Below are 25,701 nucleotides of genomic sequence, written 5' to 3' on the forward strand. Positions count from 1 at the left end.
ACCATCACGACTCAATAAGGCTCACTGAATGTTGTATCAAGAGATGTCAGGTTTACTGCTTTACCACTGTTCGAGAATCTCCGCGGTAGATTTTACCCGCAGCGTGTTTCCCGGAATCGTAAAGTTACGCCAGACATCGTTGTAATGCTCGATCAACACTTCGGCAAGCGCAGCCGGACGATTTGCTGTTGTATGCGCGTCTGCAGCGACAGTCATGGCATAACCGCGACTGGCTCCGTTTTTAATAGTAGCGTCCACGCAATAATCCGTTGCACAACCGCATACCACAAATTCTTTTATTTGGTGGCGATTGAGGACTTCATCAAGCTCAGTACGGTAAAACGCATCGCACGCTGTTTTGGTAACATAAAGCGCATCAATGGGTTGTATTAACTCTGCTAAAAGATCAAACGCCGCAGTCCCCTGCTCCAACCCCTGTTCAGTATGTTGGATGAAAATGACTTTATCAGCGGCGTTAATCAGTTGGTTAATACGTGTCGTGCAGATGTCCCGGTTAATACGAGGGGCTTCAAAGACCCCATTCTGCATATCAATAACCATCAGTACACGTTGGGCAGGCATGATTGAGCTCTCATCAAACGAGGAATTGCGGAGCGTACCACATACCTGTTTTGGCTTTAAACTGTATAAAGTTTAGGCTCACCCTCTGGACGTGTTTTGAATCGACGATGCAGCCATAAGTATTGCTCTGGCGCACGCATGATTTCGCGTTCGATCTTCCGGTTCACGTACTCCGCTGCGGCCTGTTCGTCATCTAATGGATAATCTTCAAACTCGGGCTCAATAACCAGTTGATATCCTGTTCCATCTTGCTTACGGATTAGCACGATGGTCAGAATCGCAGGTTTTGCCAGACGAGCAATGGTGTAAGTTCCGTTGGTTGTCGCAGCCTTTTGCACAGCAAAAAATGGCGCAAATGAACTGCCTTTCGGACCATAATCCTGATCGGGTGCGAACCATACAGCTTCGCCTGCTTTAAGAGCCTTCACCATGCCTTTCAGATTACGACGATCCAGCATCGCTTTATTGGAGCGAGAACGGCCGCGCGTTTGAATAAATTCCATCGCTTTATTGTTGTGTGGGCGGTACATCGCCATCATCGGACGGCAGAGACCCATCACGCGGCCACCCAATTCCAGCGACATAAAATGCACACCGATAGCCATGACACCTTGCCCTTTATCACAAGCAGCAGTGATATGCTCAAGCCCACGCACTTCGAACCATTTGCGTACCCGTGCATCCGGCCAGAACCAGGCCATACCGGTTTCAATTAAACCCATTCCTAGCGACGAGAAATTCTGTACCACGATGGCGTCAACCTGCTCATCGGTGTAATGCGGGAAACATAATTTAAGGTTCTGGCGAGCAATGGAAACCCGTCGTTTGAGAAAACGCATGGATGCGCGACCAATGAAGTCGCCCATTTTCAGTAGCACAGGGTAAGGCAATTGCACCCACAACCACAAAATAGCCATACCAAACCAGGTCAGCCAGTAGCGAGGGTGGAGGAGTTCAGTTCGAAAGCGCGGTTTACTAGACATTATCAGCTTCTGTATGCGTAATGGGTGTGTATCGCATAAAGAAGTCACTCATTAGCGGTACAGCATAGTGCTCGTACTATGACGCCACTCGGCGGTAATAGTTGCAGCAGTGAAATCAAAGTGACTCCGATAATACGCATTTTCTGATCAAGCCATATATAGATGTTGTCAGTTTTTTTACGTATTTCGCTTCATTGCGTCAGGATTAGGAGTTACGCACCCATTTTAGTTTAAAAAATAGACGATTCAAAACATGTTTCGACGATTTACCAGGAGAGAATGTTGCATTTGCCAGTACCTCAATAGACGGTGAAAACACGAAGCTAAAATTGTGATTTCTAACGGATAAATTTTAGTCTTTTCCGCTGTCGAAAATCAATTTCTGGACTAATACTTATTGGGATTTCCCTACAATCTTCAGGAACCTGGCACAATGAAAAAACTAACTTTAGCGTTACTTTCCAGCACTCTTCTATTCGCAAGCGCCGGCGCCTTTGCCGAGAACCCAGCCACCAGCACATCGGGAATGCAGGCAGAAAAGGAACAACTCAGTAACCCTGGTCATATTATTGATGACTGCCGTGCCGCTGGAAATGAAAACAAGAAAGGCTGCGAATCAGGACACGAGATGCGTTCTGAGCATAAAAGTGACGATAAAATGCTTAAGAAAGGCGGGACAACTGACGAAGTAACGCAGAAAGATGTACAAAAGACAAATTAATGCAAATTGCACCGCAGCCTCAAACTGTGGTGCTTTACTAACCGATAATCCCCCTGAAATGCCGCGTTACGCTTTTTCTCATCACAATCCTCATTTTCCGCGTTTGCGTAGCGCCATAGAGTAGTATAAATACGATCAATATCGCTTCACTTCGTTTATGGGTTATCCGCGTTGAAAATTCGTCTCCCACGTCTCGCAGTACTCGTCATTGCTGCACTGCCAATTATGAGTTTTGCTCAAACTTCTCCCGATCCTGTTTTTGCTTCTGAAATAGCAGATCGTTATGCCAATCATATTTTTTATGGCAGCGGTGCTACAGGAATGGCAATGGTCGTGATTGATGGTAACCAGCGCGCTTTCAAAAGTTTTGGTGAGACACGACCAGGTAATAACGTTCGCCCGCAACTTGACTCGGTTATCCGTATTGCTTCGCTAACCAAACTCATGACCAGTGAAATGCTGGTAAAAATGTTGGATCAGGGCAAGGTTCAGCTCAATGATCCATTAAGCAAGTATGCCCCTGGCGGAGTCAGAGTCCCTACTTATAATGGCAAACCCATTACACTGGTGAATCTGGCGACTCACACCAGCGCATTACCTCGTGAGCAACCTGGTGGTGCCGCGCATCGAACTGTGTTTACCTGGCCGACGCGTGATCAACGCTGGAATTGGCTCGCCAATGCAAGTTTAAAAAGCGCACCAGGTACAATTGCCTCTTATTCAAATCTCGCATTTGATCTTCTCGCCGATGCGCTAGCCCGAGCTGCAAACAAACCTTACCCTCAATTGTTCGAAGAACAAATCACCCGCCCATTGGGTATGAAGGACACAACATTTACTCCTTCACCTGACCAGTGCAAGCGCCTGATGGTGGCAGAGAAAGGTGCCAGTCCTTGCGATAATACACTCGCAGCGATTGGCAGTGGCGGCGTTTATTCGACACCTGACGACATGATGCGCTGGATGCAGCAGTTTTTGAGTTCTGATTTTCATCGTCGTAATACTCAAGCTGACAGAATGCAGACGCTTATCTATCAACGCACACAACTCACCAAAGTTATTGGTATGGATGTTCCAGGAAAAGCCGATGCTTTGGGACTGGGTTGGGTGTATATGGCACCAAAGAATGGTCGTCCTGGCATTGTGCAAAAAACAGGTGGCGGTGGCGGATTTATCACGTATATGGCAATGGTTCCGCAAAGCAATGTGGGAGTGTTTGTTGTCATCACACGCTCACCATTAACTCGTTTTGTGAATATGAGTGATGGTGTAAATGATTTAGTTTCTGAACTAAGTGGTTCCACGTCTCAAGCCGGCCCTGCGTCCTGATAGAAAAGCAGGTCGATGTTTCGACCTGCTTTCTCAATAACTGGTCGGCAGACGACCAACAGAAACCAGCTTACCTTTATCCATCTCAATGTAATTACCTTTGCGTAGCGCAGACAATATTTCAGCAATTACAGAGCGTGATATTTTAGTTCTTTTTTGTATAAAACTAATGACCCCAATACGCGCACGTAAATCAAAACTCCATGAGTCCATAATGAGCAACGTCACCCGAATCTGAGAATAGGTTGTTGTACCAATAAAACGAGAATCACGCCTTTCAAGCCCACGAACAACATAGCTTGTCCAGTGACATGCCTGTTGCCACAATCTATTTTTTTCAATAATTTCAGATGCAAGATGTGCGGGAACGGTGAACCCTTGGCAATCAGTTTGCGTAACCAAGCGATATTTAATTGGAGTCGTTTGGAATATATTTGCCAAACCTAGCAGAGTGGGAGCAGATACGAGCTCCATCAAAAGTTCGTCTGTTTCCCTGTGTAAAATAATACTCCCTTCGCTAAAAAACCAGATTAATGGTTCATTATGTTCATTAAACATACTTAATTCACTGTCTGCTGGCAAGGTGAATTTATTGCCAACCTCCACCAACCTGCTACGAATAGCTTCGAGCGGGGTTAATGGTTTTGTAATCATAATAGATACTCTTTTATCTAATGATAGCTCAATAAAATGCCTGTCTCTATTCGAGACAGGCATCTTTATAATCACTTGATTCACTTTGAAGAGAATACTAAGGGGAGGCAAAAACCTTATATTCTGTGAGTCGTATAATTATTTATCTTATTACCAAGTGTATTTAACACCCACGTTTGCCGACCAATCTTGGTCAACATCACCACCACCAAGGTAGTTAGTGTCAGCATAGGCTGCAAAGTTTTTAGTGAAGCTGAACTGAGTACCAAGTCCTACGCGTACCGCAGAACCTTCCACCCCATTGTCAATATTGTCGCCATTCACATCAGCACTATTGCCGTTAGAATCGTCATAGACGTACGCCAGCTTGAAGTAAGGAGTCAGAGCTTGATCACCGTAGTCGAAGGTATACCCAGCGTCCATACCTAACTCATAACGCATGCTGTCATACGACTGGCTACCCACTTTCATATCATTGCTAAGTTGGTAGTTGTCGCCATCCTGGAACAGACCAGAAATAGAAGCATAAGGGGTCAGATAACCTTCCTTGCTGAGCTGCCAGTCGTAACCCAGTTTCAAGCCAAAGCCCCAGGCATCGGATGAAGCATCGCCGCTTACTGCTGCGCCATTGCTCATGGTTGCAGTCAGGTCATTGCTGTAATGGCTATAGCTCAGACTTGAATCAAAGAAGATATTATTCTGGAAGCGAGCCGAAGAGTAGATACGAGCAGACTGGCTGTCTTGATCTACGCTACCGCTGTTATCATTGATATCGCCTTTTGCAAAGCCTGCTGCTGCACCGACAGTCCACTTAGCACTATTGCCTTCGATCTGTTTATCCAGACCAACCATGATACCACTTACATCCTGGTCATAGTTCAACACGCCATTGTCACCGGAGAAACCGCCACCGATGTAAGTGACCCATGCACCGCCAGTATCACCTTCAGAATGACGGCCATTTGCCAGGCGGGTTGCCAGCGCGTCTTGCTCCAGGTTCCAGATATTGGTATTTGCAGAAGGAATGCTCAACGCCATGTTAGCGTAGTCAGTCAGCTCACCCTGCTTGAGCACAACAGTATTACCATACTGCTCAGCGTGATAGGTGTAAGCACCCAAATCAGCTTTGTTAGCAGCAGAGAAAGTTGCAGTGCTGTTCACATCGTTAACATAGATAATTTCTTTATCTTTATAGTTAGCAACAGAACCTGCACCCGTTGAATTATTGATACGCACTTTGTAGTTACCAGCAGCCGCTACTGTTCCATCGTTGGTATCATCTACACTGAATTCTTGATCAGCATTGTTACTATTACCGTTACCATTAATGGTCAGATGTCCGTCAGAGTTCATAGCAATTACGCCATAACCATAAGTCGCATCTTGAGTATTCGAGGTATTAGTATGACCATTCACTAAGTCAGCATCTAATACATAGTCGCTGCTATTGATGTTGAATACACCACCATTAGTCAGTTCCATTCTATCAGTGCTAAACAGGTTGGCATCGAAATCACCAGCACCAATGCTAAATTCGCCACCGTTAGAAACGGTAACAGTGTTAGCACGCAGGTAGGTGGTTTCATCAGTCAGATCGACTTTACTGTAACTATCAACAGTCAGATGGTCAGTGCCCACTTCACCGCCAGAACTCAGGTTCATCGTAGAACCGTTGGTCAGAGTAATTGAGTCTGACAGCAGAGAAGAATCTTGGGCTACGTTAACCTGAGAACCATTATTCACGGCCAGTGTATCAATATTGGAATTATTGACTGTATCCCATTCTGAACCGTTGTTCAGTGCAACGTTGAACACACCGCTCTGGAAAGTCTGATCATCGACAACATTACCCCAATGATCATAAGTAGAGTTTGGCTCAAGGCTGTTGACTGCAACATCGTACATGCTTGCAGGGCCAATAGCGTCATAGCTGAATACAGCTGCACCAACCCACTTACTACCGTTATCCAGGGTGATATTCAGTTCGTCAACGTTCAGACTATCGTCAGCCCAACCGCCATTGGTATCAAGAACACCATTATCGATAGAATCATGACCACTTGGATAGAAATTAGCATTCCAGGTGCTGGCAAACGCAACATCGCCCATCAGGGTAGAATGGTCGAATCTTACATTGTTTTTCATCGCATAATTTGATGCTGAACTATCAGCAAAAGACATTGCGATGTCGTTTACACTACCATCACCGTTATAGTCACTTGGTTCCTCAGAGTTACCATAGAAACCGTCGCCTTCCAGTGGGGTGTAAGCACCTGAAGTCACTGTAGAGTTAACAACAGAGATGTTGTTGTCCCAGGTGCGATATTCTGTGGCGTAATCTGTATTGCTGGTGTCCCCTTGAGACAGTGCAATACCGGCAACACGAGAGTTATCACTAATGTTGATATTGCTTTCAACATCTAGCGTTACTGCTGCGCCCAAATAGGCATAATCAGCTGTGCGATACTGTTCTGATGCTGCTATAGCATCAGCATTCAAATAACTGTCAGTAAAATAGAAATATTCGTAATCGTCGTCAATTGTAGAATTAGCGATATTAAGAGTGAATACATCACCATCAACCCACTTATAATCAACAGCAGTACCGTTCGTCCAGCCATAACCATCGTGGTCGTAAACTTTTTGAGAGGTAACCATACCGTGAATGACTGAGTTGGAAATGTTCAGCGTATTAGCATCACCATCTGCGTAATCATTATTCAGATAGTAAGTAGAGATAACGCCGTTTACTACATCGTTATTGAAGGTTTGATCATAAGCGCCATCTGCCGCATTGTTATAGATATAACCATCATAAGTAATATAGTTAAGCTTATCGGCATTTTCCCAATCGCTCCAGCTAAAAGCGGTGGTCGCGTCATCGTGATAACCGAAAGTGTTATAAGTAGTAGCATTTGCCTGAGAAGCAATTGCCAAAGTGCAGGCTAATGCTAGTTGTGATACAACGAGTTTCTTTTTCCAAGAGTGCATTTATCATCCCTCCTCAGGGACTAGATCTTATGTTGGTCCATCAATAGTCAATGCAGTAAGCGGTAACCACTAATACATGTAACGTTATTAGTGAGAGGATTATTATGTTCCAATAGCAAATCGTTCAATTAATTTCTGCTGTAAATACGAAAACAGATTTATACCTAAAAAGTGTTATTTCATACAAAATGGAGAAACATTTTAAACATCAATGACATTCATTAAAAAAAGCACAACACATATAAATAACGCATAAATTTCACAGCTCACTTAAATACAAAGTATCATTCAACAAACAAATAAAAACAGAGGTAACATATAAGACAATGCCATATTAACGATTAACATTAAATTTATTGGAATTAATTAAAACTTATTAAGGCGGATTGTTTTAATAGATCACTTGAGGCTTCAGGGTAATAGTAAATAAAGAAGGGTAGGTAACACGTATAACCTTATAGTTTCCAGAAAGACGTATTACCTTTGGTTCAATTACGCTCGGATTGTATCGTCGCCGAATCCAATCCATTTATAAGTCGTGAGCGCTTCCAGCCCCATAGGGCCACGAGCATGAAGTTTCTGCGTACTTACCGCAACTTCGGCACCAAGGCCAAACTGGCCGCCATCGGTGAAACGTGTTGAAGCATTCACATAGACGGCAGAGGAATCAACTTCATTCACAAAGCGGTTCGCATTACGCAGTGTACGAGTCAAAATCGCGTCAGAGTGTTGTGTGCCATGTTCCCGGATATGGTCAATAGCGTCATCAATATTAGCGACAACTTTCACATTCAAATGCAGTGACAACCACTCGTCATCATAGTCTTCTGCTTTTACAGGCAGTACTTCCGCAGGCCCATTCTGTAACAGTGGCAGAGCCTTTTCGTCAGCATGCAATGTTACGCCAGATTCAGCCATTTGTTGGCTTAGCGCAGGCAAGAAGTTTGCTGCTATTCCTTGATGGACCAGTAAGGTTTCTACTGTATTGCAGGTACTTGGACGCTGAGTTTTGGCATTAACAATAATTCTCAGTGCCGGCTCAAATTCAGCACTGTCATCCACAAAGATATGGCAAACACCAATCCCACCGGTAATAACTGGAATCGTTGATTGCTCGCGACAGAGTTTATGTAGGCCTGCGCCACCACGAGGAATCAGCATGTCTACATAACGATCCATGCGTAGCAGCTCATTCACCAGTGCGCGATCGGGACTTTCTATCGCCTGAACCGCTGCCGCAGGTAGGCCACACTCCGTCAGCGCTTGTTGAATAACCTTGACCGTTGCGGCATTAGTGCGCCAGGTTTCTTTCCCGCCACGCAAAATCGCTGCATTTCCTGTTTTCAGGCACAGTGAAGCAACATCAACCGTAACATTAGGACGAGCTTCATAAATCACACCAACTACACCTAATGGAACACGCCGACGCTCAAGACGTAAACCACTGTCCAGCACACCGCCATCAATGATTTGACCCACTGGATCTGCCAAATTGCATACCTGACGAACATCATTCGCAATGCTACTCAGACGTGAAGGAGTGAGTTGTAATCGGTCTAACATCGCTTCGCTTAGGCCATTGGCCTTTGCTTCGGCCAGGTCTTTTTCGTTGGCTTCCAAAATAGCTGCAGCCTGAGCTTCCAGATTATCTGCGATACATTCCAGCGCGCGGTTTTTTTCGCGGCTGGAGAGCAGAGCCATCTGATAAGAGGCAGCTTTAGCTGCTTTACCCATTTTTTCCAGCATTGCCTGCTCCTTAGTTAACTATCATATCGTCACGATGAACGGCTACTGGGCCATATTCGTAGCCAAGAATTTCACCGATCTGTTGAGAGTGATGACCTGCGATACGACGCAAAGCGTCACTATTGTAGCGACAAACACCATGGGCAATATCGCGGCCTTCAAGGCTGCGAATGCGAATAACTTCACCGCGGGAAAAGTTTCCAGTGACGTTTTTGATACCCTTTGGCAATAAAGAGCTTCCGCGTTCAAGAATCGCCGCAAGCGCGCCATCATCGACCGTGATTTCACCTGCAGGAGGCGCACCAAATATCCAACGTTTGCGGTTTTCTAATGGTGATTGTTGAGCATGGAAACGAGTCCCCACTGGCGTACCCGCCATAACATCACCAATCACCCCGGGTTTGCTGCCAGCCGCAATGACTACGTCGATACCTGCGCGGCAAGCGACATCAGCAGCCTGCAATTTCGTCCCCATGCCGCCAGTTCCCAGGCCAGACACGCTATCACCAGCTATTGCTCGCAGTGCGTCGTCAATGCCGTGAACTTCTTTAATGAGTTCAGCTTCAGGGTTATTACGCGGATCAGCAGTAAATAACCCTTGTTGGTCAGTCAGCAGTAATAGTTTATCTGCACCAGCCAAAATGGCTGCCAGCGCAGACAGGTTGTCATTATCACCAACTTTGATTTCTGCGGTTGCAACGGCATCGTTTTCATTGATTACCGGCACGATGTTGTTATCAAGCAGTGCACGTAAAGTGTCACGAGCATTAAGGAAACGTTCGCGATCCTCCATATCGGCACGCGTCAGCAGCATCTGCCCAACATGAATGCCATAAATAGAAAACAGTTGTTCCCAGAGCTGGATCAATCGACTTTGACCAACGGCTGCCAGTAATTGCTTGGATGCAATGGTTGCGGGCAGTTCGGGATAACCTAAATGCTCGCGACCCGCAGCAATTGCCCCAGAGGTCACAATAACAATGCGATGCCCGGAGGCGTGAAGTTGTGCGCACTGACGCACCAGCTCAACAATATGAGCTCTATTCAGGCGGCGCGAGCCACCGGTTAATACGCTAGTGCCTAGTTTTACCACCAGCGTCTGGCTTTCACTCATGATTCTCTGCCGTTTCAACGAAATTGGAAAATTAAAATACCAGATGACGTTGTAGCAGGAGTGACGCGGCTTGCCAACAGGCTCAGAAGGAAAACAGCGATTTGGATGTAAAGTGATCCATAAACGTAGCGGCCAATTTTGTCATTTTTATGACAAATACAAATAATTACCATTATTTAAACTTTCTCTTACTTTGTCATAAATCTTTCATCTCCAAACGATAAAACTCTCTGCGTTTTTTAACGGAATACTTTCCGATTAAATTTTAGCGCGAATACACTATTGGGATGAAAAATGAAGAAAAGCACATTGGCAGTAATGGTATTGGGTTTTCTGGCATCATCAACATATTCGCATGCAGCGGAAATTTATAATAAAGATGGCAACAAACTCGACCTTTACGGAAAAGTAAAAGCTGAACACTATCTAAGTGATAACAAGTCTGTAGATGGCGATCAGTCTTATGTACGTATCGGTTTTAAAGGTCAGACACAAATTAATGACCAATTAACGGGTTTTGGTCAGTGGGAATATCAAGTTGCTGCTAACAAAATTGAAGGTGATGCGAATACAACCAAAACTCGCCTGGCGTTTGCAGGGTTAAAAGCAGGTGATATTGGTTCCTTCGATTATGGCCGTAACTACGGCGTTCTTTATAACATCGCCTCTTACACCGATATGATGCCTGAGTTTGGTGATGACTCTTACACTAAAACCGATAACTTCATGACGGGCCGTGCAAACGGTGTGGCAACCTATCGTAATAACACCTTCTTTGGTCTGGTTGATGGCCTGAAACTTTCCTTGCAGTACCAGGGGAAAAACGAGAATGACGGGCGTGCTACCAGTAAGCAAAACGGTGACGGTTTTGGTACTTCCTTATCTTATGACATTGCTGATACTGGCCTGACTATTGGTGCGGGTTACTCTAACTCCAACCGTACTTTGGCACAGAAAAACCTGGCCGTGGGCACTGGTGATAATGCCGAAGCCTGGACCACTGGTTTGAAATACGATGATCACAATGTTTATCTGGCAGCAATGTATGCAGAAACACGTAATATGACACCCATTTCCGGCACTGCATCTATTAATGGTGTAAACAGAAGCATTAGTGGTTTCGCAAATAAAAACCAGGCGTTCGAAGTTATTGCACAATATCAATTTGACTTTGGTCTACGCCCTTCTTTGGGTTATGTCCAGTCTAAAGGTAAGGATATTGAAGGTGTGGGTGATGCGGATTTGGTTAAATATATTGATATTGGTGCCACGTATTACTTCAATAAAAACATGTCAGCTTTTGTTGATTACAAAATTAACCAACTGAGCGACGACAATGCCCTAAATCTGAACAGCGATGATGTTGTCGCATTAGGTTTAGTTTATCAGTTCTAAGATTCGGGTAAAAAAAAAGTCCCCACCTGGCCGGTGGGGACTTTTTTTATGCTGATAACTTTACCGGTTTTTCCGTAAAATCTTGTGCCGGAACTAATCCAAGACCCAATGTACTTAATAACTCACGCAAGCGCTCATGGAAACCACGCAGTGTTTGCTCAAGTCTTTCATCCACTTCTTTATCTTTTGCTGCCGTCGCAGTCCATTTACCGTCTTTGTCGAACAGACCAAACTGCCAGGTATAGGTAAATTGTTTTTCCTGAGCTTCCAACTCCATCCACCAGCCCCAGAATTCACGTTTCTCTGGTGCAGGCTTCACATTGACGCACACAGCCAGGCAATCGAAGAAGAAACGGTTATCTTCACATTGCTCTTCCCGGATATATGGGCCAAGCGAGGCAAATTTTTTAATCAATCTACTTTTCGGGTGTCCACTTGGTAACGTCATTCCGATCTCCTGTTGTGAAGCATCTGTTTTACCAAACCAATGAAATTTAGCAAATCATTAACGTAATCTCTGCTTGATCCATCCGGTAATTTCTTTCAGAGCTTTGTCAAAGTTTTGATACACCGGGTTAAACGGTATAGCTAACAACTTACCATCCGCAGATGACGAAGTAATTAATCGGGAATCGTCTTCCGGGCTGAACGGATCATTCGCCCAGTAACCAGATAACATCGGTGTTGGACAATGACGCCCCAATAGACCCTGTGTTTTTAACGAGTAGCGGTTTAACTCCACACGTAACGCGTTGTCAGATGCATCGTGCATTCCCAGGCGGCTCGCCAGCACATCAATATACATCTCTGGAACCTGAGCCTGGCGTGATGCATCACTCAATAAACTGTGAACAACCGGCCCAAGACATGCGACGGCTTTCAAACGAGGTGCTTCGATATACCCCAAACGCACTGCAACATTTGCACCGAATCGGAAACCGAACGCCGCCACACGGGTGTGGTCAATCCAGGGGATGTTGGGTAGAGCTTTTAAAACATGCTGGTGTAAAAGACTAGAATCCTGAGTCAGTTTCCATTTTGAAGAAAATCCGACCGACGGCATATCGATGGTTAACATCGCGATACCTTCAGGTGCAAAATATTTCTCAAACAACGTGTAATAATCGCTTTGCAGCGCATCCAAACCACCACAAATTAGCACCGTCGGGAATGGACCGTCACCTTCTTTAGGAACATGGAGGAACCCAGTGATTGCACCACCACCAGGAATAGCAAACTCCAATTCACGCAAGCCGCCGGAAAGACGTGGCGCAGCTTCTTCATAGGCACGGTTTGCCAGAACTTGCGCCTGTTCTGCCAGTTGGTCGCCTTTCAGGTGCGGATAGGCGGCAATGCTGTAAAGATTGGCAGCCTGTAGCCAATATTTTCCACTAAGAACTATATCTGTTTCCTGATTGGCCCGCTGCTGCCAAAGCATTGCTTGCTTCGACCATTCAAAAATCCAGTTGCCGCTGCGATAACCGACCACGGTATCAAACAGACTGTCATTGGTACGTTCTGCTGTATTAACCGTAATGCGAGCTTGCACCTCAAGGATTTCGCGTGGATCGACACCACGCCATACCCACAGCAGGCGGTTAATCATTCGATACCAGTGAGGGACAGATTTACCATCCAGCGCAGACTGGATAACGGGGGCAGTTTGATGTTGAGCACGACGAACTAAAGTCGACGTCTCGGGATGTTTAAATCGGGGTTTAAATAGCGTTTCGCTAAGATTGGCCTGTACCATCGCTTCTGCCTCCATACAAACGTCAGGAATGCAGCTATTGTACTCTGTCGGCAACTAAATAACACAAACGCCCGGCGATGCCGGGCGTAAATCAGTGCATATTCTCAGGCTATTAACGACCAGCCAACGGTGGTACAAACACCACGCCCATATCCCACGGCTGCTCAATCCAGGTGTCCTGAGGGATATCAACGACGTAATCGTCAACCAACGGCTGGCCAGCAGGCTTAGCGAAGATCGTAACGAAATGCGCTTTTGGATACATTTCACGGATAGCCACTGCGGTGCCACCGGTATCAACCAGGTCATCAATAACGATGAAGCCTTCACCGTCACCTTCAGCACGTTTCAGCACGGTCAGTTCACGCTGGTTGTCGTGGTCATAGCTGGAGATGCAAACAGTATCAACATGACGAATCCCCAGTTCACGTGCCAGCAGTGCGCCAGGAACCAGGCCACCACGGCTAACGGCAATAATGCCTTTCCACTGTTCAGCAGGAAGCAGACGGCTTGCCAGCTTACGCGCGTGAATCTGCAACATGTCCCAGGTGACGATGTATTTTTCGCTCATGTGAAATTATCCCAGCCAGTTATTAACGGCTTAAAAATGTTCAAAGGGGTTTTGGTTGCGCGAGATTATAGAGATCTGGCGCACTAAAAACCAGTGCTGTAGGCTCGCCGCTTTCGTTTTTAGGTGCTTTTGATCGTCATAACGTTAGTTAAAGTGGTATTCTCAGGCCAGCACACAATGCTTACTTGTGGTGTATTTCATTTAGATCAATCCTGGTCTCTGTTAACCAATATGGTCTGCAGAGTCGATGTCAAGGAGACTTATCGTGTCTGAATTGTCTCAATTATCTCCGCAACCGCTGTGGGATATTTTTGCCAAAATCTGTTCCATTCCGCACCCTTCTTATCATGAAGAACAACTTGCGGAACATATTCTGTCCTGGGCAAAAGAAAAAGGCCTACATGTAGAGCGTGACCAGGTCGGTAATATCCTGATCCGTAAACCTGCGACAGCGGGCATGGAAAACCGTAAAGCGGTGGTCCTGCAGGCTCACCTGGATATGGTGCCGCAGAAAAATAACGACACTGTCCATGATTTCACCAAAGATCCGATTCAACCGTATATTGACGGTGAGTGGATCAAAGCACGCGGTACGACGCTGGGCGCTGATAATGGTATTGGTATGGCGTCCGCACTGGCAGTGCTGGCCGATGATTCGGTATCTCATGGCCCATTAGAAGTTCTGCTGACCATGACCGAAGAAGCGGGAATGGATGGGGCTTTTGGTCTGCAAGCGGGCTGGTTACAAGCTGATATTCTGATCAACACCGATTCTGAAGAAGAAGGTGAGATCTATATGGGCTGTGCAGGTGGGATTGATTTTATCTCCACGCTGCCACTGCAACGCGAAGAGATTCCTGCCGGTTACGAAACATTTAAGTTGACCATCAAAGGCCTGAAAGGCGGTCACTCCGGTGGTGAAATCCATCTGGGTCTGGGCAATGCAAACAAATTGCTGGCTCGCTTCCTGTTTGCTCACACAGCAGAACTGGATGCTCGTCTGATTAATCTGAACGGCGGTACACTGCGTAACGCGATTCCACGTGAAGGCTTTGCTACTCTGGCTGTTCCGGCAAACAAAGCTGCACAGCTGAAGTCGTTGTCAGATGAATTCCTGTCGATTCTGAAAAATGAACTGGCGGCAGTCGAGAAAAACGTCACTGTACTGCTGGATTCAGTCACCACAGACAAGAAAGCACTGACAGCGAAAAGCCGTGACACTTTCCTGAGCCTGCTGAACGCCACGCCAAACGGTGTCATCCGTAATTCCGACGCAGTTAAAGGTGTTGTGGAAACCTCACTGAACGTGGGTGTGGTCACAATGAATGATGAAAGTGCAGAAATCATCTGCCTGATTCGTTCATTGATTGATAGCGGCAAAGACTATGTCGTTGGCATGCTTCACGCTCTGGGTCAGCTTGCTGGCGCACAAACCGTGGCCAAAGGCAGCTATCCTGGCTGGCAGCCGGATGCAAACTCACCGGTAATGCACCTGGTGCGTGAGACTTACCAAAAACTGTTCAACAAGACCCCTAACATCATGGTCATCCATGCGGGTCTGGAATGTGGTCTGTTTAAAAAACCTTACCCGGATATGGATATGGTTTCTATTGGGCCGACCATCACAGGTCCACACTCTCCGGATGAACAAGTTCATATCGAAAGCGTAGGCCAATACTGGATTCTGCTGACAGAATTGCTGAAAGCTATTCCAGTTAAGTAAGTTCTAAACGCCCTCATCCTCTCTCCCAGGAGAGGGAACTTGTTTGGTTTTCTCCTTCTCCTGAGGGAGAACGCCGGGATGAGGGCTTTTTTTATAGCCCCAACACCAGTTGGCGCTCCATCTGCGGGTCCAGTAAAGTCACATGTAACCCCACCAGCCTGACTCCCCGCCCTCCTCGCCGTTCTTCCCACGTTTGCTTCGCAATAGCGATTAAATCGGCTTTATTCAGCTGAGGCCAGACATGTTCCTGAGTCGTTTGCTGGAAATCATTAAACTTAAGTTTGATACCCTGGCGGGCAATCAATAAATCAGGTTTTACCTTTTTCAAACGGCGTTCAAGTTCAGGATAGAGTTGCTCAATAATAGCCTCACACTCCTGCCACTGATGAATATCTTCCGCGAGTGTTTTTTCAACTCCGACAGATTTACGTTGCCGCTCATTGTTAATCTCGCGTTCATCTATACCCTGACTACGCTCCCACAGTACACGGCCAAATTTGCCAAACCGCTTGAGTAACGAAGCTAAATCCGTTTTCTGCACATCGGCACAGGTGCGCAACCCAAGGCTTTCCAGTTTGCCCGCTGTAACTTTCCCTACGCCGGGGATTTTTCCAAGCGGTAAGGTTTGCAAAAATGCTGGAATCTCCTCGGGAGTGATCAAGAACTGCCCGTTAGGTTTATTGAGGTCAGAGGCAATTTTGGCGAGGAATTTAACCGGTGCAATACCAGCCGATGCGGTGAGATTAAGTTCATCTGAAATAGTCTGGCGAATTTCCCTGGCCATGAGTGTTGCAGAACCATGGCAGTTCGGGCTATCAGTGACATCCAGATAAGCCTCATCAAGTGACAGCGGTTCGATAAGCGTTGTGTAGCGGCTAAAAATTTCCCGGATATGATTTGAAGCTTCTTTGTAAGCATCAAAACGTCCAGGAAGCAGTGTCAGATGTGGGCATAACTTGAGAGCCATTGCAGTCGACATCGCGCTGTGCACACCAAATTTTCTAGCGGGATAATTTGCCGTACTAATGACACCGCGCCTTTTCGCACTACCTCCAATAGCTATCGGAATATCCCGCAGAGTTGGGTTATCACGCATTTCTACGGCGGCAAAAAAGCAGTCCATATCGACATGAATGATTTTACGCATACTTGTTCGCACCAGTTATATTACTGGATAAGTATACAGTTAAAATAATTAAGGAGGAAAGTCTTCAATGGAAAGAAAACCTCCCGACGATGCGGGAGGTTTTACTGGTTTACAGGATGCGGTTCTGCTGAAGTTTTGCTTGCCGCTCAGCCCTTGCGATACGCTTCTTACGAGCATCACAGGGTTCAGGGCAGTTACAAACTTTCTCCATGCCTAACGCGGCAATACCACCACAGCTACCCTGAAGCGATTTGCGCTTCACAATAACGCCCAGTGACATTCCAAAGATCACCAGTAGAAAAATAACGAAGGTGGCTAAAAATACTGTCAGCATAAACGCTCCTGTCAGCCGCCAAAGTCATCTAGCATGATGTTGTCATCCTCAACACCCAAATCTTTGAGCATTTTGATAACCGCGGCATTCATCATAGGCGGCCCACACATATAGAACTCACAATCTTCTGGTGCCGGATGGCTACGAAGATAGTTTTCAAGCAATACGTTGTGGATGAAGCCGGTGTAACCAGTCCAGTTGTCTTCTGGTTGCGGATCTGAGAGCGCCACATTGAACGTGAAGTTCGGGTTTTCCTGAGCCAGTTTTTCAAACTCTTCTTCGTAGAACATCTCACGCGAAGAGCGAGCACCGTACCAGAAACTCATTTTTCGCGTGCTATGAAGACGTTTAAGCTGGTCAAAAATGTGTGATCGCATTGGTGCCATACCTGCACCACCGCCGATGAATACCATTTCAGCGTCCGTCTCTTTAGCAAAGAACTCACCAAATGGACCGGATATTGTCACTTTGTCGCCCGCTTTTAACGACCATATATATGAGGACATAATCCCCGGAGGCGCATCAGGCACATTCGGCGGCGGCGTAGCGATACGCACGTTCAGCATGATAATGCCTTTCTCATCTGGATAGTTAGCCATTGAGTAAGCGCGAACGCATGGCTCTTTAACCACCGACTTGAAGCGGAACAGATTAAACTTATCCCAGTCGCCACGGTATTCCTGAGGAACATCGAAGTCCTGGTAGTTAACCTCATGCGGTGGACTTTCAATCTGGATATAGCCACCAGCACGGAACGGCACAACATCACCATCAGGGATACGCAGTTTGAGCTCTTTAATGAAGGTGGCTTTGTTATCATTAGAGATAACTTCACACTCCCATTTCTTAACGCCAAAGATCTCCTCTGGCAGCTCAATTTTCATGTCCTGCTTAACAGCAACCTGGCAGGCAAGACGGCAACCTTCTTTCGCTTCACGCTTGGTGATATGCGAAAGCTCAGTCGGCAGAATATCACCACCGCCCTCTTTTACGGTCACGCGGCATTGCCCGCAAGAACCACCGCCACCACAAGCCGAGGAGATGAAAATCCCCTGACTTGAGAGTGTGTTGAGCAGCTTATCACCCGCGGGTGCATGAAACTGTTTGTCTGCTTCGTTGTTAATCTCAATCAGCACATCGCCGGAGTTAACGAGCTTTGACTTGGCAAACAAAATCAACAGCGCCAGAGCCAAAACAATTAGCGTGAACATCACCACGCCAAGAATAATTTCCATACGTTTTCGCCCTTATAGCTGCACACCGGAGAATGACATAAAGCCCAGTGCCATCAATCCAGTGGTGATAAAGGTAATTCCTAAGCCACGCAATCCTGCGGGCACATTGGCATATTTCATCTTCTCGCGGATCCCTGCCATCGCGACAATTGCCAGCATCCAACCCACACCTGAGCCGATACCATAAACAATTGATTCACCGAAGCTATAGTCACGCTGCACCATAAACGACACGCCACCAAAGATCGCGCAGTTAACGGTGATGAGCGGCAGGAAGATACCTAACGCGTTGTAGAGAGCCGGGAAGAAACGATCGAGGATCATTTCGAGGATTTGTACCAGAGCGGCGATCACACCAATGAAGGTAATGAAGTTAAGGAAGCTAAGGTCAACACCTTCGACCAGCGCGCCGTCACGAAGAATCAGGTTATAAACAAGATTGTTCGCCGGAACGGCAATCCCTAAAACAACGGTCACCGCTACACCCAAACCGAATGCAGTGGAGACTTTCTTAGACACCGCCAGGAAGGTGCACATACCAAGGAAGAACGCGAGCGCCATGTTCTCAATAAACACTGCGCGAACAAACAGACTAATCATATGTTCCATAATCAGTTAGTCCTTTTCCTGTTGCGCAGGCTTAAGCGTACGCAAGGCCCAGATAAGCAGGCCGATAATAAAGAACGCACTTGGCGCGAGCAGGAACATACCGTTTGGCTGATACCAACCACCGTTCTGAACCGTTTCCAGTACCGTGATACCAAACAATTTTCCACTACCAATGAGTTCACGCAGGAAGCCAACCAGCAGCAATATCACACCATATCCCAAGCCATTACCGATGCCATCCATGAAGCTTGCCAACGGTGGCGACTTCATGGCGTAAGCTTCAGCACGCCCCATAACGATACAGTTAGTGATGATCAGGCCGACGAAGACCGAAAGCTGCTTGGAAATCTCGTAGGCGTAAGCACGCAGAATCTGATCCACAACGATAACCAACGAAGCAATGATCGCCATCTGCACGATGATTCGCACACTGTTTGGGATCAGATTGCGGATCATCGAAATGAACATGCTGGAAAATGCCGTTACCACGGTTACTGCGATGGTCATAACGAATGCAGTTTCCAGTTTCGTGGTCACTGCCAGCGCCGAACAGACCCCGAGTATTTGCAAGGCAATCGGGTTGTTATCCACCAAAGGACTCACCAGTACCCGTTTGACCTCTTTCATGTCTGAAATATCAGCCATTGTTGAGCGCTCCTTCACGAACGTGTTTCAGGAACGGGCCAAAACCAAGTTCACCCATCCAGAAATCAAAAGTGTGTTGTACCCCGTTTGCCGTCAGTGTGGCACCGGATAAACCATCTACCCCATACTCATCCCCCTGACGTGCACCACCTTTCACTAAGCGGATCGCTGGTTGCCCATTGTCATCAAGCAGTTTTTTGCCAATCCACTGCGCACGCCAGTTCGGGTTTTCAACCTCACCACCCAGACCTGGGGTCTCACCCTGATCATAGTAAGTAATGCCTTTTACCGTACGGCCATCGGTTTGCAGAGAAACAAAGGCATACATCATCGACCACAGGCCTTTGCCATAAACTGGCAACACGACTTCCTGCACTTTATTTTGCTCATCACGCACCAGATAAATTTCGACGATATTGCTGCGCTGCTTTATCCCGGCACGGTCGTCACTTGAATCAAGCGTGATGCTCTGTGTTGGATCACGGAGTGCTGCAGCCTGGTCAAATTTTGAGGAATTTTTATCCAGTAGTTCACCACTTTTTAGGTCTAACAAGCGCGGTGTAATGCGTGACTCATAGATTGATTTGACATCTTCGCCGGTCATTTTTGGTGTTGCTAAGCCTGCAACATCCAGGATGTTACGTTGCTTATCGAGCGCTTTCTGCTCTTGCTGGCGAGCTTTAAGCCCTACAGCCGAGCCTGCCACCACGACGGAACACACCAGGCAAAGCACCAGCACCACCAGCAGTGTTCTGCCGATGCTATCGTTACTTTTCACTTCAGCCACGCGACTTCCTCCGCTTAATATTGGCCTGCACCACCAGGTAATCGAACAGTGGCGCAAAGAGGTTGGCGAACAAGATCGCCAGCATCATCCCTTCTGGATAGGCTGGGTTGACGACACGAATCAAGACACACATCACCCCGATGAGTGCCCCGTACCACCATTTACCTTTGTTGGTAAACGAGGCAGAAACAGGGTCGGTCGCCATGAACATCATGCCGAAGGCAAAACCACCCAGCACCATATGCCAGTACCACGGCATAGCAAACAGCGGGTTAGTTGCAGAACCGATGAAGTTAAACAGGGTGGCTGTCGCAATCATGCCGAGCATCACCCCCGCGACAATGCGCCAGGAAGCCACGCGGCCAAACAGAATAATCGCACCACCGATCAGAATCATCAGTGTTGAAACTTCACCAATCGAACCAGGAATGTTGCCAAGGAAAGCATCCATCCATGTGACAGGTTGACCGGTTCCTACATTCACCAGGCCCTCGCTACCGCCGTTCGCCCACTGGGAAAGAGGAGTTGCACCTGAGAAACCATCTGCCGCAGTCCACACCAAATCACCTGAAATCTGCGCAGGGTATGCGAAGAACAGGAAGGCGCGGCCAGCTAATGCCGGGTTTAGGAAGTTACGGCCTGTTCCACCGAAGATCTCTTTAGCGATAACCACACCGAAAGTGATACCGAGTGCGGCTTGCCAAAGTGGTAGCGTTGGAGGAACCACCAGCGCAAACAGAATAGAAGTGACAAAAAAGCCTTCGTTAACTTCATGTTTGCGGATGATCGCAAACATGACTTCCCAAAAACCACCCACCAAAAATACAGTGATGTAGATTGGCAGGAAGAAGACCGCCCCGAGGGTCATCATGCTGAGCCAGCCAGCATCCGGCGTAAAGTTCACTCCGAGCCATTGGGCAACAACATAATGCCAGTCAGATGAAATCACCTGTTGGAGCTGTTCTGCACCGTACATTTTGTTCAGTGCGGGAATGGTTTGTAGCCCGACGTTGTACATGCCCCAGAACATGGCTGGGAATACCGCAAACCACACCAGGATCATCATGCGTTTCAAATCGATAGCATCACGAACATGGGAAGCTCCAGGCGTAACGATGCCTGGTGTATAGAACAATGTCGCCGTAGCTTCAAAGAGTGGGTAGTATTTTTCTAGCTTTCCGCCTTGAGTGAAATGCGGCTCTAGTTTTTCAAATAAATGCTTCAAGCCCATGACTTATCCTTCCTGCTCGATGCGGGTTAACACCTCGCGTAGCACTGGACCGTATTCATACTTCCCAGGGCAAACATAGGTACAAAGCGCTAAATCTTCTTCATCCAGCTCCAGACACCCCAACGCCTGAGCGCTGTCGGTATCCCCCGCCAGTAAATCGCGCAATAACATCGTTGGCAGAATATCCAGCGGCATCACACGTTCATAGTTGCCGATTGGCACCATTGAGCGCTCACCACCATTGGTATCTGTTGAGAAGTTAAAGAGTTTCCGCTTCAGGAAGTGGCCGACGGTGGTACGGGTAATTGAATATTTATCAGCACCCGGCATAACCCAACCAAATAGCTCTTTTTCACGCCCTTCTTTCAGCACAGTAACCTGCAGGTGGAAACGACCAAGCCAGGCTCGCGGACCCGCAGCCATTGTTCCACTTAACACCGAACCCGAAACAACGCGGTTTTCGCCTTCTTCCAGCTCACCCGCCGTAAGCACATCGAGCGAAGCACCCAGGCATGTGCGAATCAGGCGCGGCTTTTTAACCTGCGGGCCAGCTAACGCAATAACGCGTTCGGTCCACAGCTCGCCTTCCACGAACAATTTGCCAATGGCAATCACATCCTGGTAATTCAGGTGCCAGACCATTTTTTGCAAACTAACCGGTTCGAGGAAGTGGATGTGTGTGCCCACTAACCCAGCGGGATGAGGGCCAGCAAACTCATTGAAAGTCACTTGCCCAACAGGATGACCACCGAGCTTACCGCCCCCCGCCTGACAGACGTGGACTTTGCCATCCGTCAATCGGGATAGCAGGGTTAAACCGGCGTCAAACATTTCGCGGTGGGCGCGAATAATGGGTTGTGGGTCAGCCGCCAGCGGATTGGTGTCGATTGCGGTGACAAAAATGGCGGCAGGAACGCTTGCGGGTTGTGGGGCTTTGCTGAATGGACGAGTCCGCAGCGCAGTCCACAAACCGGAAGCTAATAATTGCGACTGAACGGTCTCACGCGGCAGTTTGGCAAGGTTGTCTGGTGCAAAACGTTCGAAAACGACCTGCTCATCACCTTGAACCTCAATAACCAGAGATTGCAGCACTCGACGCTCGCCACGGTTAATCGCTTTTACCGTTCCACTTGCAGGTGCAGTAAAGAGTACGCCTGGGTTCTTTTTATCTTCGAAGAGTGGCTGGCCTTTCAATACCTTGTCGCCCTCTTGCACCAGCATAGAAGGACGCATGCCCACATACTCTTCACCGAGCAGGGCCACTAAGGGTATCGCTGGGCCGTCATGAATTTGCTGTTCCGGCAAACCGGCAATAGGCAAATCCAGACCTTTTTTGATTTTTATCATAAGGTTATCACGTTTAAAATTGGCTTAAACATACCGACAAAAACTGTAGCCGACAACGGATGGGTCGAAACAGGGTTCAACCGATGCGACACATAAGGCAGATTAAAAATGGAAACGCATCCGTTCACTATTGCGAGAGGGAGTGCTAAGTCGCCCTTATGATCGGGACAACTGACTTATGGATAGTTTCCGTTCTAATCCGCAGGTCAACATTCGCGGGGGATTTTAGCATCAATAGGGTCTGGAATGGCGAGAAATCGACACTCCGATATGCAGCAATGCGAGCTGTTACGCAAAAAGTTAACTTACAGGGTTTATCTATTATCAGATAAACGTTAGATATGTTGCTAAATGCTTCGTATCAAGCTTGCGAAAATTCATAACGGTGCTAATGTTGAGCGCTCCTAATCCAGAGCATTCTGATTTCGGGTCTCTTATTTTGCCGTCCTGGCATTTGGTATAAGTCTTATCAAGGAATAAAGCAGTATGCGTAAGATCGCACTCATTATTGCGATGCTTCTGATACCGTGCATGTCGTTTGCCAGCTTATTGAGCGGCAATACGTCAACCACGCCTGTCAGCAAAGAATTCAAGCAACAACTTATGGGCTCTCCTGTTTATATTCAGATATTTAAGGAAGAGCGCACACTAGAGCTATACGTAAAGATGGGCGAACAGTTCCAACTGCTCGACAGCTATAGCATCTGTAACTATTCCGGTGGGTTAGGTCCAAAACAGCGTCAGGGTGATTTTAAGAGTCCTGAAGGTTTTTATAACGTGACCCGCAACCAGCTCAAACCTGATAGCCGCTTTTATAAAGCCATTAACATCGGCTTCCCAAATGAGTTTGATCGCTCACATGGTTATCAAGGCCAATATCTGATGATTCACGGTGCTTGCGTGTCTGTTGGCTGCTATGCCATGACTGACAGCAACATTGATGAGATTTTCCAGTTTGTTACCGGGGCACTGGTGTTCGGCCAGCCAAGCGTGCAAGTTAGCATTTATCCGTTCCGCATGACTGACGCCAATATGGAACGCCACAAGTATTCGTACTACATCAACTTCTGGAAACAACTGAAGCCGGGCTATGACTACTTTACGGCAAATCACCAGCCACCAGGCGTTTCTGTTATCAGCGGTAATTACGTGATTAGTAAGCCGGTTGTGCCAACGACACAACCACAGCTGGCATCAAACTACGCGCTCCCCGAGACAAAATAATTCCGACTCACCTGGTGCAATCTTGTGCCAGGTTTCGTTTCCTGTCAGAGGTTGAGTCGCGATGACCGTGACCACATCATTGAGTGTGGTCTCTTCCTGAAAATCGATTTCCACATCCTGGTCCAACAGTTTTGCCACGCCAAAGGGTGCCCGTCGGGTTATCCAGTACAGGTTCGTGGAACAGAACGCCATCACGTAGCGCCCATCCGACAACAACATATTAAACACACCTTTCTCGCGCAATTGCCCCGCAAGTTCGGTGATGTAACGGAACACTGCCTGCATATTGCCAGGCGTTCGTGGATAACGTTGTGTCAGCTTATGCAGCAGCCAGCAAAATGCTTGTTCACTGTCAGTTTCACCGATTGGACGGAACGGCCCGGTATCAAGAGAGCGATGTCCTTTAAGCTGGCCATTGTGGGCATAAGTCCAGTTACGGCCCCATAGTTCACGCGTAAACGGATGGGTATTCTCGAGCGCCACTTTACCGCGGTTTGCCTGACGAATATGTGCGACTACTGAACAGGATTTGATCGGATAATCCTGCACAAGTTTAGCAATGGGTGAATTAAAGCTGGGTTGCGGATCTTTGAACGTGCGGCAACCTTTACCTTCATAAAAGGTAATTCCCCAGCCATCTTTATGTGGCCCTGTTCCACCGCCACGCTGTACCAACCCAGTAAAACTAAAGCAAATATCCGTTGGTACGTTGGCGCTCATCCCGAGCAGTTCGCACATATTAACCTCCCACTACTCATTCTTTTGTTTTCACCTTCTCCCTGGGAAGAAGGCAGGGATGAGGGCGACCCGAACCTGAGGACAAACTCAATATTCAGGTGCCATCTTTTCCCCCTCACCCTAACCCTCTCCCTGATGGAGAGGGAACAAGATCAGGCAGAACTTAAGCTTTAACCATCTCTTTTTCGATAAGCTGGATCAGGATGTGAATCACTTTAATGTGAATTTCCTGAATGCGGTCAGCGTAACCAAAGTGCGGAACGCGAATTTCAACATCCGCAGTGCCATCCATTTTGCCACCGTCTTTCCCGGTCAGGGTAATGACTTTCATGCCTTTCGCACGCGCAGCTTCAATGGCTTTAATCACGTTGCCGGAATTACCTGAAGTGGAGATCCCCAGCAGCACGTCACCTTCACGCCCAACCGCTTCAATGTAACGAGAGAATATATACTCGTAGCCAAAATCGTTGCTCACACAAGAGATGTGGCTGACATCAGAAATAGCGATTGCCGGGTAGCCTGGGCGGTTTTCACGGTAGCGACCTGTCAGTTCTTCAGCAAAGTGCATTGCATCGCAATGTGAGCCGCCGTTACCGCATGACAGCACTTTGCCGCCTGCTTTGAAGCTATCAGCCAGCAGTACTGCTGCACGCTGAATCGCGTGAATGTTAGCGTCATCTTTCAGGAAGTTAGCCAGTGTTTCTGCTGCTTCATTCAATTCGTTACGAATAAGATCCTGGTACATGAGGATGTCCTTCAGCATTTTTCGATTGATTAACCCAAGCAGTTTACCGGATAGCGCGAGAAGCGCCATAACCTCCTTCTTTTGCGGTTCTGTGCGG

The 25,701-nt window shown here is 47.3% G+C and carries 24 protein-coding genes; 5 read left to right on the plus strand and 19 right to left on the minus strand.

The window, feature by feature from the left end; genetic code table 11:
* Window positions 1-60: 60 nt before the first annotated feature.
* Both D8682_RS10690 and lpxP read right to left on the minus strand, forming a co-directional pair.
* The gene (locus D8682_RS10690; RefSeq protein ID WP_064549265.1) at window positions 61-582 is read right to left on the minus strand and encodes an isochorismatase family protein; all 522 of its coding nucleotides are present in this window, start codon (window positions 580-582) and stop codon (window positions 61-63) included.
* 56 nt (window positions 583-638) lie between these two features.
* Complete coding sequence (gene lpxP, locus D8682_RS10695; RefSeq protein WP_064549268.1) at window positions 639-1,565, minus strand: kdo(2)-lipid IV(A) palmitoleoyltransferase; 927 nt, start codon at window positions 1,563-1,565, stop codon at window positions 639-641.
* Between the two features lie 433 nt (window positions 1,566-1,998).
* Here lpxP and D8682_RS10700 point away from each other — a divergent pair, with 433 nt between their 5' ends.
* Window positions 1,999-2,286 (plus strand): hypothetical protein, encoded by a 288-nt coding sequence (locus tag D8682_RS10700; RefSeq protein ID WP_064549271.1) that lies wholly within the window; start codon window positions 1,999-2,001, stop codon window positions 2,284-2,286.
* 171 nt (window positions 2,287-2,457) lie between these two features.
* On the plus strand, window positions 2,458-3,615 hold the full coding sequence (ampH, locus tag D8682_RS10705; protein ID WP_121814247.1) for a D-alanyl-D-alanine-carboxypeptidase/endopeptidase AmpH: 1,158 nt from the start codon (window positions 2,458-2,460) through the stop codon (window positions 3,613-3,615).
* A gap of 33 nt (window positions 3,616-3,648) precedes the next feature.
* On the opposite strand, the gene D8682_RS10710 is transcribed toward ampH, so the two are convergent.
* The 4 genes from D8682_RS10710 to proB form a co-directional block, all read right to left on the minus strand.
* Entirely contained in the window at window positions 3,649-4,269 is a 621-nt protein-coding gene (locus D8682_RS10710; protein ID WP_064549274.1) for a helix-turn-helix domain-containing protein, read from the minus strand.
* A gap of 150 nt (window positions 4,270-4,419) precedes the next feature.
* Entirely contained in the window at window positions 4,420-7,260 is a 2,841-nt protein-coding gene (locus D8682_RS10715; protein WP_064549276.1) for an autotransporter outer membrane beta-barrel domain-containing protein, read from the minus strand.
* 492 nt (window positions 7,261-7,752) lie between these two features.
* Window positions 7,753-9,006: a glutamate-5-semialdehyde dehydrogenase gene (proA, locus tag D8682_RS10720; RefSeq protein WP_064549279.1), complete on the minus strand. Its 1,254-nt coding sequence runs from the start codon at window positions 9,004-9,006 to the stop codon at window positions 7,753-7,755.
* A 10-nt stretch (window positions 9,007-9,016) separates the two neighbouring features.
* Window positions 9,017-10,120 carry a glutamate 5-kinase gene (gene proB, locus D8682_RS10725; protein WP_064549280.1) on the minus strand — a complete coding sequence of 368 codons (1,104 nt, stop codon included), beginning with the start codon at window positions 10,118-10,120 and terminating at the stop codon, window positions 9,017-9,019.
* 294 nt (window positions 10,121-10,414) lie between these two features.
* Between proB and D8682_RS10730 the strand changes: the two genes are divergently transcribed.
* Window positions 10,415-11,515, plus strand: coding sequence for a porin (locus D8682_RS10730; RefSeq protein WP_064549281.1), 1,101 nt, complete (start codon window positions 10,415-10,417; stop codon window positions 11,513-11,515).
* Between the two features lie 46 nt (window positions 11,516-11,561).
* Here D8682_RS10730 and crl read toward each other — a convergent pair whose 3' ends face one another.
* The 3 genes from crl to gpt form a co-directional block, all read right to left on the minus strand.
* Window positions 11,562-11,963, minus strand: a complete 402-nt coding sequence (crl, locus tag D8682_RS10735) for a sigma factor-binding protein Crl (RefSeq protein ID WP_064549283.1) — start codon at window positions 11,961-11,963, stop codon at window positions 11,562-11,564.
* A gap of 57 nt (window positions 11,964-12,020) precedes the next feature.
* The gene (gene frsA, locus D8682_RS10740) at window positions 12,021-13,268 is read right to left on the minus strand and encodes an esterase FrsA (RefSeq protein WP_064549285.1); all 1,248 of its coding nucleotides are present in this window, start codon (window positions 13,266-13,268) and stop codon (window positions 12,021-12,023) included.
* Between the two features lie 112 nt (window positions 13,269-13,380).
* Window positions 13,381-13,839 carry a xanthine phosphoribosyltransferase gene (gene gpt, locus D8682_RS10745; RefSeq protein WP_064549286.1) on the minus strand — a complete coding sequence of 153 codons (459 nt, stop codon included), beginning with the start codon at window positions 13,837-13,839 and terminating at the stop codon, window positions 13,381-13,383.
* A gap of 265 nt (window positions 13,840-14,104) precedes the next feature.
* Here gpt and pepD point away from each other — a divergent pair, with 265 nt between their 5' ends.
* Window positions 14,105-15,562 carry a cytosol nonspecific dipeptidase gene (gene pepD / locus D8682_RS10750; RefSeq protein WP_121814249.1) on the plus strand — a complete coding sequence of 486 codons (1,458 nt, stop codon included), beginning with the start codon at window positions 14,105-14,107 and terminating at the stop codon, window positions 15,560-15,562.
* A 91-nt stretch (window positions 15,563-15,653) separates the two neighbouring features.
* Here pepD and dinB read toward each other — a convergent pair whose 3' ends face one another.
* The 8 genes from dinB to D8682_RS10790 form a co-directional block, all read right to left on the minus strand.
* Window positions 15,654-16,709, minus strand: coding sequence for a DNA polymerase IV (gene dinB, locus D8682_RS10755; RefSeq protein ID WP_064549288.1), 1,056 nt, complete (start codon window positions 16,707-16,709; stop codon window positions 15,654-15,656).
* Window positions 16,710-16,818: 109 nt separating this feature from the next.
* Window positions 16,819-17,043 carry a (Na+)-NQR maturation NqrM gene (gene nqrM, locus D8682_RS10760; RefSeq protein WP_064549290.1) on the minus strand — a complete coding sequence of 75 codons (225 nt, stop codon included), beginning with the start codon at window positions 17,041-17,043 and terminating at the stop codon, window positions 16,819-16,821.
* Window positions 17,044-17,054: 11 nt separating this feature from the next.
* Entirely contained in the window at window positions 17,055-18,278 is a 1,224-nt protein-coding gene (gene nqrF / locus D8682_RS10765; RefSeq protein ID WP_064549291.1) for an NADH:ubiquinone reductase (Na(+)-transporting) subunit F, read from the minus strand.
* 12 nt (window positions 18,279-18,290) lie between these two features.
* A complete protein-coding gene (gene nqrE, locus D8682_RS10770) occupies window positions 18,291-18,887 on the minus strand; it encodes an NADH:ubiquinone reductase (Na(+)-transporting) subunit E (protein WP_064549293.1) in 597 nt (198 codons plus the stop codon).
* Window positions 18,888-18,893: 6 nt separating this feature from the next.
* Window positions 18,894-19,532: an NADH:ubiquinone reductase (Na(+)-transporting) subunit D gene (locus tag D8682_RS10775; RefSeq protein WP_081908371.1), complete on the minus strand. Its 639-nt coding sequence runs from the start codon at window positions 19,530-19,532 to the stop codon at window positions 18,894-18,896.
* Window positions 19,525-20,319: a Na(+)-translocating NADH-quinone reductase subunit C gene (locus D8682_RS10780; protein ID WP_064549295.1), complete on the minus strand. Its 795-nt coding sequence runs from the start codon at window positions 20,317-20,319 to the stop codon at window positions 19,525-19,527. The genes D8682_RS10775 and D8682_RS10780 overlap by 8 nt, the downstream gene beginning before the upstream one ends.
* Window positions 20,312-21,550, minus strand: coding sequence for an NADH:ubiquinone reductase (Na(+)-transporting) subunit B (locus D8682_RS10785; RefSeq protein WP_121814250.1), 1,239 nt, complete (start codon window positions 21,548-21,550; stop codon window positions 20,312-20,314). Before D8682_RS10785 ends, D8682_RS10780 begins: the two co-directional genes overlap by 8 nt.
* A gap of 3 nt (window positions 21,551-21,553) precedes the next feature.
* Window positions 21,554-22,897, minus strand: a complete 1,344-nt coding sequence (locus D8682_RS10790) for a Na(+)-translocating NADH-quinone reductase subunit A (protein ID WP_121814251.1) — start codon at window positions 22,895-22,897, stop codon at window positions 21,554-21,556.
* 486 nt (window positions 22,898-23,383) lie between these two features.
* On the opposite strand from D8682_RS10790, the gene dpaA reads away from it, so the two are divergent.
* Complete coding sequence (gene dpaA, locus D8682_RS10795; RefSeq protein WP_064549301.1) at window positions 23,384-24,121, plus strand: peptidoglycan meso-diaminopimelic acid protein amidase; 738 nt, start codon at window positions 23,384-23,386, stop codon at window positions 24,119-24,121.
* On the opposite strand, the gene D8682_RS10800 is transcribed toward dpaA, so the two are convergent.
* Window positions 24,092-24,859 carry a class II glutamine amidotransferase gene (locus D8682_RS10800; protein WP_064549303.1) on the minus strand — a complete coding sequence of 256 codons (768 nt, stop codon included), beginning with the start codon at window positions 24,857-24,859 and terminating at the stop codon, window positions 24,092-24,094. The genes dpaA and D8682_RS10800 overlap by 30 nt on opposite strands.
* Window positions 24,860-25,022: 163 nt before the next feature.
* On the minus strand, window positions 25,023-25,604 hold the full coding sequence (gene lpcA, locus D8682_RS10805; protein ID WP_064516752.1) for a D-sedoheptulose 7-phosphate isomerase: 582 nt from the start codon (window positions 25,602-25,604) through the stop codon (window positions 25,023-25,025).
* Window positions 25,605-25,701 lie beyond the last annotated feature (97 nt).

The sequence above is a fragment of the Buttiauxella sp. 3AFRM03 genome (assembly GCF_003675305.1).
Taxonomy (GTDB): Bacteria; Pseudomonadota; Gammaproteobacteria; order Enterobacterales; family Enterobacteriaceae; genus Buttiauxella; species Buttiauxella ferragutiae.

Coding starts and splice junctions, on each gene's coding strand:
- D8682_RS10690 (WP_064549265.1), bottom strand. CDS start 582: ATGCCTGCCCAACGTGTACTGATGGTTATTGATATGCAGAATGGGGTC.
- lpxP (WP_064549268.1), bottom strand. CDS start 1,565: ATGTCTAGTAAACCGCGCTTTCGAACTGAACTCCTCCACCCTCGCTAC.
- D8682_RS10700 (WP_064549271.1), top strand. CDS start 1,999: ATGAAAAAACTAACTTTAGCGTTACTTTCCAGCACTCTTCTATTCGCA.
- D8682_RS10710 (WP_064549274.1), bottom strand. CDS start 4,269: ATGATTACAAAACCATTAACCCCGCTCGAAGCTATTCGTAGCAGGTTG.
- D8682_RS10715 (WP_064549276.1), bottom strand. CDS start 7,260: ATGCACTCTTGGAAAAAGAAACTCGTTGTATCACAACTAGCATTAGCC.
- proA (WP_064549279.1), bottom strand. CDS start 9,006: ATGCTGGAAAAAATGGGTAAAGCAGCTAAAGCTGCCTCTTATCAGATG.
- proB (WP_064549280.1), bottom strand. CDS start 10,120: ATGAGTGAAAGCCAGACGCTGGTGGTAAAACTAGGCACTAGCGTATTA.
- D8682_RS10730 (WP_064549281.1), top strand. CDS start 10,415: ATGAAGAAAAGCACATTGGCAGTAATGGTATTGGGTTTTCTGGCATCA.
- crl (WP_064549283.1), bottom strand. CDS start 11,963: ATGACGTTACCAAGTGGACACCCGAAAAGTAGATTGATTAAAAAATTT.
- frsA (WP_064549285.1), bottom strand. CDS start 13,268: ATGGTACAGGCCAATCTTAGCGAAACGCTATTTAAACCCCGATTTAAA.
- gpt (WP_064549286.1), bottom strand. CDS start 13,839: ATGAGCGAAAAATACATCGTCACCTGGGACATGTTGCAGATTCACGCG.
- dinB (WP_064549288.1), bottom strand. CDS start 16,709: ATGCGTAAAATCATTCATGTCGATATGGACTGCTTTTTTGCCGCCGTA.
- nqrM (WP_064549290.1), bottom strand. CDS start 17,043: ATGCTGACAGTATTTTTAGCCACCTTCGTTATTTTTCTACTGGTGATC.
- nqrF (WP_064549291.1), bottom strand. CDS start 18,278: ATGGAAATTATTCTTGGCGTGGTGATGTTCACGCTAATTGTTTTGGCT.
- nqrE (WP_064549293.1), bottom strand. CDS start 18,887: ATGGAACATATGATTAGTCTGTTTGTTCGCGCAGTGTTTATTGAGAAC.
- D8682_RS10775 (WP_081908371.1), bottom strand. CDS start 19,532: ATGGCTGATATTTCAGACATGAAAGAGGTCAAACGGGTACTGGTGAGT.
- D8682_RS10785 (WP_121814250.1), bottom strand. CDS start 21,550: ATGGGCTTGAAGCATTTATTTGAAAAACTAGAGCCGCATTTCACTCAA.
- D8682_RS10790 (WP_121814251.1), bottom strand. CDS start 22,897: ATGATAAAAATCAAAAAAGGTCTGGATTTGCCTATTGCCGGTTTGCCG.
- dpaA (WP_064549301.1), top strand. CDS start 23,384: ATGCGTAAGATCGCACTCATTATTGCGATGCTTCTGATACCGTGCATG.
- D8682_RS10800 (WP_064549303.1), bottom strand. CDS start 24,859: ATGTGCGAACTGCTCGGGATGAGCGCCAACGTACCAACGGATATTTGC.
- lpcA (WP_064516752.1), bottom strand. CDS start 25,604: ATGTACCAGGATCTTATTCGTAACGAATTGAATGAAGCAGCAGAAACA.